The following is a 14,679-nucleotide window of genomic DNA, read 5'->3' as shown; positions in this document are numbered from 1 at the left end:
TAAGTGCCGCCCCGCACAGGGGCGACGCCCGCGCCGCGAGGCGCATCGCGGATGCCAGCGATAGCGGCAAAACAAAAAAACCTCAAGAAGCCGCCCGCCGCACGCCCTTGTTCCGCCGCGCCTCCCACCTCACGCGAATCCGATCCATATACAGATACACGACAGGTGTCGTATACAACGTGAGCATCTGACTCACAATCAACCCACCCACGATCGCGAGTCCCAAAGGCGCGCGCAGCTCCGCGCCTTCACCTCGCCCAAACGCCAAAGGCAAGGCCCCCAGCAATGCCGCGCAGGTCGTCATCATGATCGGGCGGAACCGCAACAGACACGCCTGCTCGATCGCATCATGCGACGACAACCCCTGCCGCGACGCATCGATTGCAAAGTCCACCATCATGATCGCGTTCTTCTTCACGATGCCGATCAGCAAAATCACCGCGATCAGCGCAATGATGCTGAACTCCGTATTGAACAGCAGCAGCGCGAGCAGCGCGCCAACACCCGCTGACGGCAGCGTCGACAGAATGGTCAGCGGGTGGATATAGCTCTCGTACAAAATGCCGAGCACGATATACACGGCTGCAAGCGCCGCGAGAATCAATATCGGCTGATCGGACATCGACTGCTGGAACGCCTGCGCCGTGCCCTGGAAGCTTCCGTGGATGGTCGCGGGCATGCCGATCTCGGCCATCGTCTGGTAGATGATCCCGGTCGCCTCCGACAGCGACTTGCCCGGCGGCAGGTTGAACGAGATCGTCGACGCGACGAACTGGCTCTGGTGGTTCACGGCAAGGGGCGTATTGCCCGGACCGAAGCTCGCGATCGCGGAAAGCGGAATCATCGTTTCCTTCGACGTCGACACGGCCGCGCCCGTCGATGCACTCGACTTGCCGCTCGCCGCAATCGAATTGTTCGCGAGGTTGCGCGCGGAGTCCGCCGCGATGGCGGCCGCGCTCGATGCCGTCGTGCCCGCCGTGCCGCCCGACGACGAACCTGTCGCCGTCGCGGCGGCCGAGGTGACCGTGCCCGCTGTCGCGTTGGTGGACTGCGAGCCGCTCGCGCTGCCGCCCGATGTGCTGATCCACACCTGCTTGAGCATGTCGGGGCTCTGCCAGTATTTCGGCGCGACTTCCATGACGACGTGATACTGGTTCAACGGGTTGTAGATCGTCGAGACCTGGCGCTGGCCGAACGCGTCATACAGCGTGTTGTCGATCTGCGCGGGCTTGATGTTCAGTCGCGCCGCCGTCGCGCGGTCGATCGTCACCATCGCTTCGAGACCGGCCTGTTGCTGGTCCGAATTGACGTCGGCGAGTTCGGGGCGCTTTTGCAGCGCTTCCGTCAGGCGCGGCGCCCATTTGTAGAGATCGGCCGTGGTGTCGGAGAGCAATGTGAACTGGTACTGCGCATTCGACTGCCGGCCGCCGACACGAATATCCTGCACCGCCTGCAAGAACGTACGCGCGCCGGCGACGCCCGACAGCGGGCCGCGCAACTGCTGGATCACCTGATCGGCGGATATCTTGCGCTCGGTCTTCGGCTTGAGCGACACGAACATGAAACCCGAGTTGGATTGCCGTCCGCCCGTGAAGCCGACCACGCTGTCGACGGCCGGGTTCGCCTGGACGATGCGCATCATCTCGGAGAACTTCACCTTCATCGCCTGAAACGACGTCGCCTGGTCGGCCTGGATGCCGCCGACGAGCCGCCCCGTGTCCTGCTGCGGGAAAAAGCCCTTTGGCACGATGATGTACAGCCAGACGTTCAGCCCGATCGTCGCGAGCAGCACGAGGAGGATCAGGCGCGGATGGCGCAGCGACCAGCCGAGCGTGCGCGCGTAGCCGCGCTGCATCCCGTTGAAGCCGCGTTCGAGCCAGCGCGCGAAGCGGCCTTCGTCCTTCTTTTCGTGCGGCTCGAACAGCAGCCGCGAGCACATCATCGGCGTCAGCGTGAGCGACACCATCAGCGATACGCCGATCGCGAGCGACAGCGTCAGCGCGAACTCGCGGAACAGCCGGCCGACGATGCCGCCCATCAGCAGAATCGGCAGGAACACCGCGACGAGCGAGATGCTGATCGACATCACCGTGAAGCCGACCTCGCGCGCGCCGACGAAGGCCGCCTTCATGCGCGGCATGCCGTTCTCGACATGCCGCGCGATGTTCTCCAGCACGACGATCGCATCGTCGACGACGAAGCCCGTTGCGATGGTCAGCGCCATCAGCGACAGGTTGTCGATCGAAAACCCGAGCAGGTACATCGCCGCGAACGTGCCGATGATCGAGATCGGCACGGCGACGCTCGGAATCAGCGTCGCGCGCCAGTTGCGCAGAAACAGGAACACGACCATCACGACGAGCGCGACGGCGATCATCAGCGTGTGCTCCGTGTCCATCAGCGATGCGCGGATGGTGGTCGAACGGTCGGCTGTCGGCGTGACTTCGACGGCGGCGGGCAGCGACGCCTTCAGCTGCGGAATCATCGCTTTCACGCGATCGATCGTCTCGATGATGTTCGCGCCCGGCTGCCGGTACAGAATGACGAGCACCGAGCGCTCGTTGTTCATCAGGCCGAGGTTGCGCAGGTCTTCGACGGAATCGACCACCTCCGCGACGTCCGACAGATGCACGGCCGCGCCGTCGCGATAGGCGATCACAAGGTCCTTGTACTGCGACGCCTGCTTGGCCTGGTCGTTGGTGTAGAGCTGCACGCGGTTCGGGCCGAATTCGATCGAGCCTTTCGGGCTGTTCGCATTCGCCGACGCGAGCGCCGCGCGCACGTCTTCGAGACCGATGCCGTAGTGAAAGAGCGCCTGCGGCTCCAGTTCGACGCGCACGGCCGGGTTCGCCGAGCCGCTCACATCGACTTCGCCGACGCCGTCCACCTGTGACAGCGACTGTTGCAGCACGGTCGCGGCGGAGTCGTACAACTGGCCCGCCGTCATCGTCTTCGACGTCAGCGCGAGAATCAGAATGGGCGCGTCGGCGGGATTGACCTTGTGATAGGTCGGGTTCTGCCGCAGGCTCGCGGGCAGATCCGCGCGCGCCGCGTTGATGGCCGCCTGCACGTCGCGCGCGGCGCCGTCGATGTTGCGGTTCAGGCCGAACTGCATCGTGATGCGCGCCGAGCCGACAGCGCTCGTCGACGTCATTTCGGTGACGTCGGCGATCGACCCGAGATGCCGTTCGAGGGGACTCGCCACGCTGGTCGCGACGGTTTCCGGGCTTGCGCCCGGCAGGCTCGCCTGAATCGAAATGGTCGGGAAATCGACCTGCGGCAACGGAGCGACGGGCAGCTTCGCGAACGCGAAGAGGCCCGATAGCGCAATGCCGACCGCGAGCAGCGTGGTGGCGACAGGGCGCTGAATGAAAGGACGCGACAGGTTCATCGTTTGTGCCTCTTCATTCAGACGTCGCTGCCCGTGACGGGCGGCGTCGGGTGCCCGTCGCGATGAAAGCGCTCGCGCAGGCGCCGCGCAATCGAATCGAAGCCGAGATAAATGACAGGCGTCGTAAACAGCGTCAGCAACTGGCTGACGATCAGGCCGCCCGCGATCGCGATACCGAGGGGACGGCGCAGCTCGGAGCCCGCGCCCGTGCCGAGCATCAGCGGCAGCGCGCCGAGCAGCGCCGCCATCGTCGTCATCAGGATCGGGCGGAAGCGCAGCAGACACGCCTGGTAGATCGCCTCGCGCGGCGGCTTGCCATGCTCGCGCTCGGCTTCGAGCGCGAAATCGATCATCATGATCGCGTTCTTCTTCACGATACCGATCAGCAGCACGATGCCGATGATGCCGATGATGTCGAGATCATGGCCCGTGAGCAGCAGCGCGAGCAGCGCGCCGACGCCCGCCGACGGCAGCGTCGACAGGATCGTGATGGGGTGCACGAAGCTCTCGTACAGCACGCCGAGCACGATATACATCGTGACGATGGCCGCGAGGATCAGGAACAGCTCGTTCGCAAGCGACGCCTGGAACGCGAGCGCCGCGCCCTGGAAGCGCGTCTGGAACGACGCGGGCAAGCCGATGTCCTTTTCAGCCTGCTGGATCGCCTTCACCGCCGCGCCGAGCGACGCGCCCGGCGCGAGGTTGAACGACACGGTCGTGGCGGGGAACTGGCTCAGGTGCGTGACGAGTAGCGGCGCGGGCCGCTCATGGAAGCTCGCGATCGACGTGAGGGGCACCTGGCCGCCCGCCGATGTCGACGACGGCAGGTAGATCGAATTGAGCGAGTCCGTGTAGTGCTGCATCCGCGGCTGCGCTTCGAGAATCACGCGGTACTGGTTCGACTGCGTGAAGATCGTCGAGATGATGCGCTGGCCGAACGCGTCGTACAGCGCGTTGTCGACGGTTGCGGGCGTGATGCCGTAGCGCGCTGCCGAAGCGCGGTCGATTTCCACATAGACCGACTGCCCGTTGTTCTGCAGATCGGTGGCGACGTCGACGAGTTCGGGCGACTGCTGCAGGCGCTCCATCAGCTTCGGCACCCAGGTCGCGAATTCGCCGATGTTCGGATCGGTCAGCATGAACTGATACTGCGTCGGACTCACCGTCGAATCGATGGTCAGATCCTGCACCGGCTGCATGTAGAGCGTCGCGCCTGGAATGTGCGACGTGTCGCGCTGCAACTGGCGGATCACGTCGCTCGCGCTCGCGTTGCGGTCGTCGCGCGGCTTCAGGTTGATCAGCATGCGGCCGCTGTTCAGCGTGATGTTGCTGCCGTCCACGCCGATGAACGACGTGAGGCTATCGACATTCGGGTTTTTCAGGATCTCGGCGGCGAGCGCCTGCTGGCGCTGCGCCATCGATGCGTACGACACCGACTGCGGCGCCTGGGTGATCGCCTGGATCACACCCGTGTCCTGCACGGGGAAGAAGCCCTTTGGGATGAACACGTACAGCACGCCCGTCAGCACGAGCGTGAGCACGGCGACGAACAGCGTTGCGCGCTGGCGGTCGAGCACCCATTCGAGCGCGACGGCATAGCGCGCGATGATCCAGTCGATGGCGGCGTGCGCGCGCGCTTCGAAGCGATGGCTGTCCTTCGGCGGCGTGTGGCGCAGGAGCTTCGCGCACATCATCGGGACGAGCGTGAGCGAGACCACGGCCGAAATCACGATGGTCACGGCAAGCGTGATCGCGAATTCATGGAACAGCCGCCCGACCACGTCGCCCATGAAGAGCAGCGGGATCAGCACGGCGATCAGCGAGACCGTCAGCGAAATGATCGTGAAGCCGATCTGCTTCGAGCCTTTCAGCGCGGCTTCCAGCGGCGTGTCGCCTTCCTCGACGTAGCGCGCAATGTTCTCGATCATCACGATCGCGTCGTCGACCACGAAGCCCGTCGCGATCGTCAACGCCATCAGCGACAGGTTGTCGAGCGAAAAGCCGCACAGGTACATCACGGCGAGCGTGCCGATCAGCGAGAGCGGCACGGAAAGGCTCGGAATGATCGTCGCGTAGACGTTCGCGAGGAACAGATACATCACCAGCACGACCAGCACGACCGACATCAGCAACTCGAACTGCACGTCGCGCACCGACGCGCGGATCGTCGTCGTGCGGTCGGTGACGATCTGCACTTCGAGCGCGGCGGGCAGCGACTGCTGAAGCGTGGGCAGCAGCTTCTTGATGCTGTCGACCACCTGGATCACGTTCGCGCCAGGCTGGCGCTGCACGTTCAGGATGATCGCGGGCGTGTCGTTGACCCACGCGCCGAGCTTCGTGTTCTCCGCGCCGGAGACGATGGTCGCGACATCCGTCAGCATCACCGGGCGGCCGTTCCTGTACGCGACGACGGCGCTCTTGTATGCGTCGGCATCCGTCAGCTGGTCGTTCGCGTTGATCGTGTATGAGCGTGATGGGCCGTCGAAGCTGCCTTTTGGCGTGTTGACGTTGAGGTTCGAGATGGTCGTGCGCAAGTCGTCGAGATTCAGCCCATACGACGCGAGCGCGCGCGGGTTGGCCTGGATGCGCACGGCGGGGCGCTGGCCGCCCGACAGGCTCACGAGGCCGACGCCCGCCACCTGCGAGATCTTCTGCGCGAGACGCGTGTCGGCGATGTCCTGCACGTCGGTGAGCGGCATCGACTTCGACGTGATCGCCAGCGTGAGGATGGGCGCGTCGGCCGGGTTGACCTTCGCGTAGATGGGGGGCGCGGGCAGGTCGGACGGCAGCAGGTTGCCTGCTGCATTGATCGCGGCCTGGACTTCCTGCTCGGCGACGTCGAGCGGCAGGTCGAGGCTGAACTGCAGCGTGATGATCGACGAGCCCGCCGAGCTTTGCGACGACATCTGGTTCAGCGACGGCATCTGCCCGAACTGCCGCTCGAGCGGCGCCGTCACCGACGACGTCATCACGTCGGGGCTCGCGCCCGGATAGAACGTCTGCACCTGGATGGTCGGGTAATCGACCTCGGGCAGCGCGGAAAGGGGCAAAAATCGCAGGGCGACGAGCCCGACCAGCATGATCGCCGCCATCAGCAGGGCGGTGCCGACGGGGCGCAGGATAAAGGCGCGGGATGGATTCATGCGAAGCGCCGTACCTTATTCCGCCGACGTCTGCGACGCATGACGATGACGGTGCGCGCCCGCTGCGCCTGATGCAGCGCGCGTGCCCGAAGCACCCCACGCGCCCGATGCACCCGATGCACCCGAAGCACCCGAAGCACCCGAAGCACCCGAAGCACCCGAAGCACCCGATGCGCCACGCGGGCGGTCCTCTGGAATGGTGATTTTCGCGCCTTCCTTCAGGCGGTCCGAGCCGTCGATCACGACGCGCTCGCCGACCTGCAGCCCCGATGCGATGCTGGTGCGCTCGCCGTCGACGGGGCCGACCTTGACGGGGCGCACGCTCACCGTGTTGTCCGGCTTCACGACATACACGAACGCGCCCACCGAGCCGTTGAGCACCGCCGAAGTCGGCACGATGACGGCGTCCTTGATGACGTTCACGAGCAGCCGCGTGTTGACGAACTGGTTCGGGAACAGCAGGCCCTCGTTGTTCTGGAACGTCGCGCGCAGCTTCACGGTGCCCGTCGTGGTGTCGATCTGGTTATCGATGGTTTCCAGATAGCCGGTTTCGAGCGACGTCGTGTTGCTGCGGTCATACGCCGTCACCGACATCTTCGAGTTCGAACGCATGCCCTTCAGAATGGCGGGCAGGTTGTCCTCGGACGTCGTGAAGATCACGCTGATCGGCTGCAACTGCGTGATGACGACCACGCCGTTCGTGTCGCCGGGCGTCACGTAGTTGCCGGCGTCGACCTGGCGCAGACCGACCCGGCCCGACACGGGCGCCGTAATGCGCGCGTAGGTGAGATCGAGCTTGAAGGTGTCGATGTTCGCCTGGTCGGCCTTGACCTGGCCTTCGTACTGCTTGACGAGCGATGCCTGCGTATCAACCTGCTGGCTCGCGATCGAGTCTTGCGCGAGCAGCGTCTGATAGCGCTTCAGATCGAGGCGGGCAGTTTGCAGAAGCGCCTGATCTTTTGCGAGCGTGCCTTCAGCATTGGCAAGGCTGATCTGATACGGGCGCGGATCGACCTGCGCAAGCAGATCGCCTTTCTTGACCATCTGGCCTTCCTCGAACGCGACCGTCTGCAGCGTGCCCGACAGTTGCGTGCGCACTGTGACGTTCGCGAGCGGCGTGACGGTGCCGAGCGCGTTCAGCACGACGGGCATGTCGCCTTGCCTCGCGGCGGCGACGTGAACGGGCTGCGGCTGGTTCATCCCGGCCGGGCCGCCGCCGTGGCGGCCGGCGCGGCCTGCCTGCGCGCCGCTCGCGCCCGTTGCCGCGCTCGCGCCGTCGGCGCTCCTGTTCCATGGATGCCAGCGCACCAGCACGATGCCCGCGATGAGCGCGACGGCGACGATCAACGCGATCGTGCGGCCGCGATGCCGCTTGACGGCGCCCGGCCCCGGTCCGGCCGCGAGAGGCAGGCTGGCGGGAGCGGCGTTGCGTGAAGGTTCAGGCTGCTTTTTTTGTTCGTCCATCGGTTTCTGGCGTGAATTGAAGCAAACGTGCAATGCGCGGCCGGCGGTCGCCTGCCGGGCGCTGGTTGTTGTCGGCCGCGCGTGCCCCCGCGATGCTACGCGATGCGTGGCTCACCGAGACGACCGTGACGTGACGGCGGCCGCGAAGGCGGGCCGGACGCGTTGTCGGCATGATTGACGGCTCCTCCCAGATGGCCGTGTTTGCGCCCGCTGCGCATGCGGGCCTCCGTGCGGCCGTCGCGCTGCGTGCGCCTGACGAAGTGCGATCGCCCGCGGCTGGCTTGCGGGCGCAAGCCGCTGCGGCCGTGGCGGGCGATGGTTCCGTGCAAGCCCTCCGGCTGGTCATGCCCGGGACGGCCGCACGCTGCGTGGGCGCGCGGGAAAGCATGATGCTACGTCCCGGGCCGACTTACAGTCCAGCGGCGTATTTTTCGGCGGATTACGACGGTTACATGCCCGTCGCGCGATCGGAAGCGGTGCGTCGGCGATGCGTCGGCGATGCGTCGGCGGCGTGTCGGATGTCGCCCGTCCGCATGCGTCAAACGACAGCCGATGCGCACGGCGATAAGCGCGCGCAAGCATGCGCGCGTCAGTCGTCGAGTCTGCGTCCGGGCGCGCCGCCGATCTCATGGACGATCTTGTCGATCGTTTCGAGCAGCGCGGGGGCTGCGCGCGACACCAGCCAGTCGCGCGGGCACTGATGAGCGGAGCCGCCGCAGTTGACGGCGTAGCGTTCGCCCGAAGGGCCGATGAAGCCGGCCGCGATGGCATTGAGCCCTTCGTGCCACTCGCCCGTCGCAATCGCGAAGCCTTGCGCCGTCGTCTCGCGCAGTGCGGCGTCGAGGCGGTTGCTGATGTGGCCCCAGTCGTCGCCCGTCGCGGCCTGCAAGCCTGTCAACAGGTTTTGACGGTCCGTCGCGGACAGCGCGGCCAGATACGCGCGGCCCACGGCCGTGCGCGGCAGGTCCATCCGCGAGCCGACGTCCAGACGCGACACCAGCACGGCCGAGCGCGGCTTGATGGCATCGATGACGACCATATCGAGCCGGTCGCGCACGGCCAGATGCACCGACAGCGACGTGCGCTCGGCCAGCTCGATCAGGAACGGCCGCGAGCGCGCGCGAATGTCGAAGTTGCGCAGAAAGCTGTTGCTCAGCTCCAGCACCGACGAGGTCAGCACGAAGCGCTCGCTGTCCGGCAAGCGGAACAGAAAGCCCGCGCTGACCAGGGTCGCGGTGATCCGCGACACGGTCGGTTTTGGAATGCCCGTCAGCTCCGTCAGTTCGCGGTTTGACAGGGGCGCGTCGGCGGCGGCGACTCGCCGCAGCACCGTCAGGCCGCGCGCGAGCGCGGTGACCTCGTCGCCGGTGCCGTCCTTTTCCTTCGGGGAATCGATGGCGGGCGGGCGCGTCGATGAGTGGTTCATGTGGTTTTTATGAAACGTTATTTCAAGATAGTGGGACGCGCTCGGGGGAGGGGAATCCTCTGAAGCGCGCTTAGGCATTCTCTCAGCAACGCCTAAGTTCTTTTTCCTGCGGCGATTCATTGTATCGGAAGGTAATTTTCGGGCCAGCCGGCGCGATTAAATTTTGCTTGACTTAGTCAGCATTACCGTAAAAAATGGAACTAGATTTCGAAAGTGTAGGGCCATTGCACGCAAAATCGGTAACAAGCTGGCGACAAGTGCCGGCGCCGTGGCGGTTATGGCAGCACTTCGAGCGCAGGATTTCAGCACCGTCTCTCAGGTTCTAGCACGGCCCTCGGAATGGCTAGAACTTTTTGAAGGCGCCATGGTCACATGGCGCCTTTTTTTTCGCCCTTTTTTCGCCCCATTCCTGCCGCATGGCAGGCGCGAATCGGGCGTGAGCAGTGTATGCGGTTCACGCCACTGTTTTGGCGATTCGGGCAACTCCGCTGCAGCCCGACCTCAGCGCCGCCACACTCGCTGCTTCTGCGCACCGACGGGGAGCTTTAGAGAGGGCTACCAAGCTCGCACCAGTAGACGCCCGCGTCGACGCCCACGAACGCTCGCCTGCCAGTGACGAACTTATTGTCGTAACACATGGTTGCGGCACGACTGCTCCGGCGCACCTAAGCAACGGTGTTCGCGTCAACACGCGTCAAACCTGGAAAACTAGTTATCCTAATCATTCACCTTCGCGGGCCGCGACGGGACATTGAAGCCAAGCCATTTAGCGAGGCGTTCGTCGAGAATGGCGCGATGAGATGCCGCATTCATTCGGTGTCGGGGAAACGCGCAGTACGGCCGGATCGGACCAACGATCTGCCGCGGCACCGGACGTGAGCGCAGCATCCGCCGCAACAAAACGCATGGCCGCGGCCTTGTCGCGCGCGTTCACCAACACGCCGGGTTCGGCAAGATACCCGTCATGACAGTGCCTTTCTCGCAGTCAAGCGCGCCAGCGCGCGTACGGCCCACATGTCTGCTGTGTGTGGCGAGCACTCCATACGCACGTTCCCTCCGACATAACTTTCGCGTTATGGAGAAGCCAAACTTTTTCATTCGACTGCAGTGGATCCAGTGGCCAATATGACGCTCAGAGCGTTCCCGGACGACCGGCACCAACGACTCAGAATAAACCATTGGACGGACGGCCCGCGCGACGAGCAGGCTGAACTGAAGGAGACTCAAGTGATGTCCGAACCCTTAGCGAGCACCGACAACCGGGCGTATGTCCCGTTTACTGGTCAGGAATACCTGAAGAGCCTCGACGATGGCCGCGAGGTGTGGATCTATGGCGAGCGCGTAAAGAACGTGGCGGAACATCCCGCGTTCCGCAACTCGGCGCGCATGATCGCACGCATGTACGACGCGCTGCACGACCCCGATCGCCAGCCTGTCCTCACCATCCCGACAGAGTGGGGCGGATTCACGCAGCGCTTTTTCCGCGCGCCCCGCACCGTGCAGGAGCAAGTCGCGCAACGCGACGCGATCGCCGAGTGGCAGCGCTGCGCGTGGGGCTGGATGGGCCGTTCGCCTGACTATAAAGGTTCGTTCCTCGGCACACTGGGCGCAAACGCGGGTTTCTACAAAGGATATGAAGAGAACGCCCGCCGCTGGTATCGCAAGGCGCAGGAGCGCACCTGGTACGTCAACCACGCGATCATGAACCCGCCCGTCGATCGCGAGCTTCCCGCCAACGAAAGCTCCGACGTGTTTGTCCGGGTCGTCAAGGAGACGGATGCAGGCATCCATGTCAGCGGCGCAAAAGTGGTCGCCACCGGCTCGGCCCTGACGCACTACACGTTCATTGCGCACATCGGACAGGTGCCCATTCAGGACCAAAAGTTCTCGCCCGTATTCATCGTGCCGACGGGCGCGCCCGGCGTGAAGCTATTGTGCCGTGTTTCAAATGAATATCGCGCCGCCGTGCTGGGCAGCCCATTCGACTATCCGCTGTCGAGCCGGCTCGACGAGAACGACGCGATCCTCGTGCTCGATAACGTATTCATCCCTTGGGAAGACGTCTTCATGCATGGCGATGTCGCGCAGGCCAACAAGTTCAACGTCGGCTCTGGCTTCCTCGAGCGTGCGTCCATGCACGGGTGCACCCGCTTCGCGGTGAAGATGGATTTCATTGTCGGTCTGCTCACGCGTGCGCTGGAAATTACGGGCGCAAAAACGTTTCATGGCGTTCAGGCACAACTCGGCGAGGTCATCGCCTGGCGTAACGCGTTCTGGGCATTGTCCGATGCGATGGCCAAGAGCCAGGTGCAGTGGAACGACATGGTGCGCCCGGATCCGCACTTCGCGGGCGCCTATCGCGTGCTGAACCAGGAAGCGATGCCTCGCGTGAAAAACATCATCGAGCAGATCGTCGCGAGCGGCCTCATTTATCTGAACTCGCACACGAGCGATTTCAAGGTGCCGCAAATCAGGGACTATCTCGACAAATACGTGCGAGGCTCGGCAGGCACCGACGCCGTCGAACGCGTGAAGGTGATGAAGATGCTGTGGGACGCGATCGGCACCGAATTCGGCGCGCGGCACGAGTTATACGAGATCAACTACATCGGCAGTAACGACGTCACGCGGCTGACCAATCTGTACGCGGCGCAGGGCAGCGGCAACCTCGATCGCTTCAAGGCATTCGCCCAGTCGGCCATGGACGAGTACGACCTCGACGGCTGGACAGTGCCAGACCTCGTCAATCCCGATGACGTCAGCGTGCTGGCGCGCCCGTTGAGCACGTGCATCGTAGTGGAGAGTTCTGTCATGCCACCCATCACACCCGTGAGTCCGGCCGCCTGTGCTGCTGCGTTGCCTGCGGAAAAGGCACAGGCTGCTTTCAGTCCGCGTGAGTTTCGTAATGCCCTCGGGCAGTTCGCCAGCGGCGTCGTCATCATCAGTACCGCTCATTGCGGCGACGCGCACGCGATGACGGCGAATGCCTTCATGTCCGGCTCGCTCGAGCCGCCGCTCATCCTCGTTTGCGTGGCTCGCTCCGCGCGGATGCACGAGAAGATCGAGCGCGCAGGTTCGTTCGGCATCAGCGTGCTGAACCAGGCGCAGATCGACGCGAGCGACCATTTTGCGGGCCGGTCCCCACCGGACTTCGTCCCGAGCTTCACGCACATAGGCGATCTGCCCGTGGTGGCGGGCGCCAACATTCAGCTTGCCGCCGAACTGCGCCATGTGTATCCGTGCGGCGATCACACGTTGTTCGTCGGCGAGGTGAGCGCACTGCTCGTACGGGATGCCGTCGAACCGCCGCTGCTGTTCTATGGCGGCCGTTACACCCAGATCGCGTCGTGATCCGGCGTCGCGTGGAATGCGCCCGTGCACTGACGGCGCATCGGTGCGCGCGGCTTTATCCGTTACTGCCAATACCGCTATTCAACGAGTTCCTGCCATGACCCGAGCCATCGACATCGCGCAAGTCAGCTACGAGGCGCCTGACCTCGCGCTGATGGAGCGCTTTTTGACCGACTTCGGATTGTCCCGCATCGCACACGAGAAAGACGCGCTCTATATGCGCGGCGCGGGTCGACAGCATCACCTGCACGTTACGCGCCGCGCCGCTCAGGCGCGCTTCGTCGGCGCGAGCTTCGAAATGTCGGACGAGGCGGACCTGGACGCGCTGGCAGCGCTGCCGGGGTCGTCACCCGTCATGGAGAGCGATGAGCCGGGCGGCGGCCTTGTCGTGCGCATGACCATGCCTGACGGCTTCGAGATTCGCGCCGTCTACGGTCGCGCGGGCGCCGAGCCGATGCCCGTGAAGGCGCCCAATCATTTCAACGACGGCGTGTTCAAGCGTCGCATCGGCAGCACGGTGCGCACGCAACGCGCGCCGTGCCAGGCGCTGCGCCTCGGGCACGTCGTGCTGCACGTGAGCGATCACGACGCCTCGGTGCGCTGGTTGCAGCAGCGCTTCGACCTGCTGCCATCGGACCATTTCCTGCCGCCCGGGCAGGACGGCCCGGTGATCGGCACGTTCCTGCGCTTCAATCGCGGCGCCGATTGCGTCGATCATCACTGCATGCTGGTGCTGCAGTCGAACAAAGTCGGCGTGCATCACTGTTCGTTCGAAGTCCAGGACGTCGATGCCGTGATGGGCGCTCACGACTTCCTCACGGCGCAAGGCTATCAACTCGACTGCGGCGTGGGGCGGCATCTGCTAGGCAGCCAGATCTTCGACTACTGGAAAGACCCATTCGGCTTTCGGGTCGAGCACTACACCGATGGCGACGTCGTCGACGCGAGCCACCGGCCCGGCACCTTCAATGGCACGGCTTGCGAGACGACCCAGTGGGGTATGGAGCCGCCGCCCGAGTTTTTCGAGTGAGCGCCGACAGGCAAAGTTGTCGCCCGTCATCCGAGCCCGCTGAACGCCAAGGAGACGAAATCATGATTCCAAACCCATCGAAACAGGCGAACGCCGCATCTGCGGCGCCGTTGTCCGACGAAACCCGCGAGCGCCTGATGCGCGTGGGCACGGCGAACGTCGCCAACGTTCTCCTCAAGCTACTTGGCACGGGTGTTTTCAACGCCAATGCGATTTCGTACACGAGCCCGGTTATCGCGGGCCTGCAAGCCAGCGTGATGTATGCGTTTGGCGGGATTGCGGGCAATTTTCAAAAAGGGCGACAATATTCGGTGAGTCTGAAATACACAATCGACAACTTGACCATCGATGCTGCGTTTTACGACGGCAATGGAGGCGGCAATGTCCCTTCGCCGATTCCGACAACTGTCGAGTTCGTGGGGCGTTTATTGGGCGTCGTATATCAGTTCGGTTCGGTGACGGCGAAGGCATCAGTCGTCAACTATAAGGTGGCGGGATCGTTCAACAACTATATCTATGGCGGTGGACTGACCTGGCTTGTCATGCCGGAACTGGCTGTCAACGGCGGCGTCTGGGTGACGAGCGACCGCAACCAGACGTCCAATCATTCGGTGCTGGCAGCGTTAGGCACGGACTATTTCCTGTCGAAATCGACGACACTCTATGCGCAGGTGGGTCTCGTAGACAACCACGGTGCAATGAATACAGGCTTGTCGCTAAGCGGAGCGCTGTTCGGCGTAAAAGGGACGACGGTAGGGGCCGTGGTCGGAATCCGGCACTCCTTTTGATTGCCTTGACCGATCGACCGCGCAGAATGCGCGCTATCGAGAAGTGCAATGCAGAATATCAACAAGCCATCTTTTTCAGAGATCAG

At 64.0% G+C, this 14,679-nt stretch carries 6 protein-coding genes and 1 pseudogene; 3 read left to right on the top strand and 4 right to left on the bottom strand.

Features of this window, described 5'->3' with window-relative positions; all coding sequences use genetic code 11:
• Positions 1-82: 82 nt before the first annotated feature.
• The 4 genes from J8I87_RS09640 to J8I87_RS09625 all read right to left on the bottom strand — a co-directional run bounded on the left by J8I87_RS09640 (position 83) and on the right by J8I87_RS09625 (position 9,424).
• Entirely contained in the window at positions 83-3,391 is a 3,309-nt protein-coding gene (locus tag J8I87_RS09640; RefSeq protein ID WP_209931217.1) for an efflux RND transporter permease subunit, read from the bottom strand.
• A 17-nt stretch (positions 3,392-3,408) separates the two neighbouring features.
• Entirely contained in the window at positions 3,409-6,534 is a 3,126-nt protein-coding gene (locus J8I87_RS09635) for an MdtB/MuxB family multidrug efflux RND transporter permease subunit (protein ID WP_209931216.1), read from the bottom strand.
• A 15-nt stretch (positions 6,535-6,549) separates the two neighbouring features.
• Positions 6,550-7,998: an MdtA/MuxA family multidrug efflux RND transporter periplasmic adaptor subunit gene (locus J8I87_RS09630; RefSeq protein WP_209931215.1), complete on the bottom strand. Its 1,449-nt coding sequence runs from the start codon at positions 7,996-7,998 to the stop codon at positions 6,550-6,552.
• 589 nt (positions 7,999-8,587) lie between these two features.
• Positions 8,588-9,424, bottom strand: coding sequence for an IclR family transcriptional regulator (locus J8I87_RS09625; RefSeq protein WP_209931214.1), 837 nt, complete (start codon positions 9,422-9,424; stop codon positions 8,588-8,590).
• A 1,230-nt stretch (positions 9,425-10,654) separates the two neighbouring features.
• Between J8I87_RS09625 and J8I87_RS09620 the strand changes: the two genes are divergently transcribed.
• The 3 genes and pseudogenes from J8I87_RS09620 to J8I87_RS09605 form a co-directional block, all read left to right on the top strand.
• A complete protein-coding gene (locus J8I87_RS09620) occupies positions 10,655-12,775 on the top strand; it encodes a 4-hydroxyphenylacetate 3-hydroxylase N-terminal domain-containing protein (RefSeq protein WP_245253814.1) in 2,121 nt (706 codons plus the stop codon).
• A 97-nt stretch (positions 12,776-12,872) separates the two neighbouring features.
• The gene (locus J8I87_RS09610; protein ID WP_209931213.1) at positions 12,873-13,805 is read left to right on the top strand and encodes a VOC family protein; all 933 of its coding nucleotides are present in this window, start codon (positions 12,873-12,875) and stop codon (positions 13,803-13,805) included.
• 179 nt (positions 13,806-13,984) lie between these two features.
• Positions 13,985-14,593: pseudogene (locus J8I87_RS09605) on the top strand (porin); the annotation flags it as partial.
• Between the last annotated feature and the right edge of the window lie 86 nt (positions 14,594-14,679).

The organism is Paraburkholderia sp. LEh10 (genome assembly GCF_017814945.1).
Classification (GTDB): domain Bacteria; phylum Pseudomonadota; class Gammaproteobacteria; order Burkholderiales; family Burkholderiaceae; genus Paraburkholderia.
This window is presented reverse-complemented; position numbering and strand designations above follow the sequence as displayed.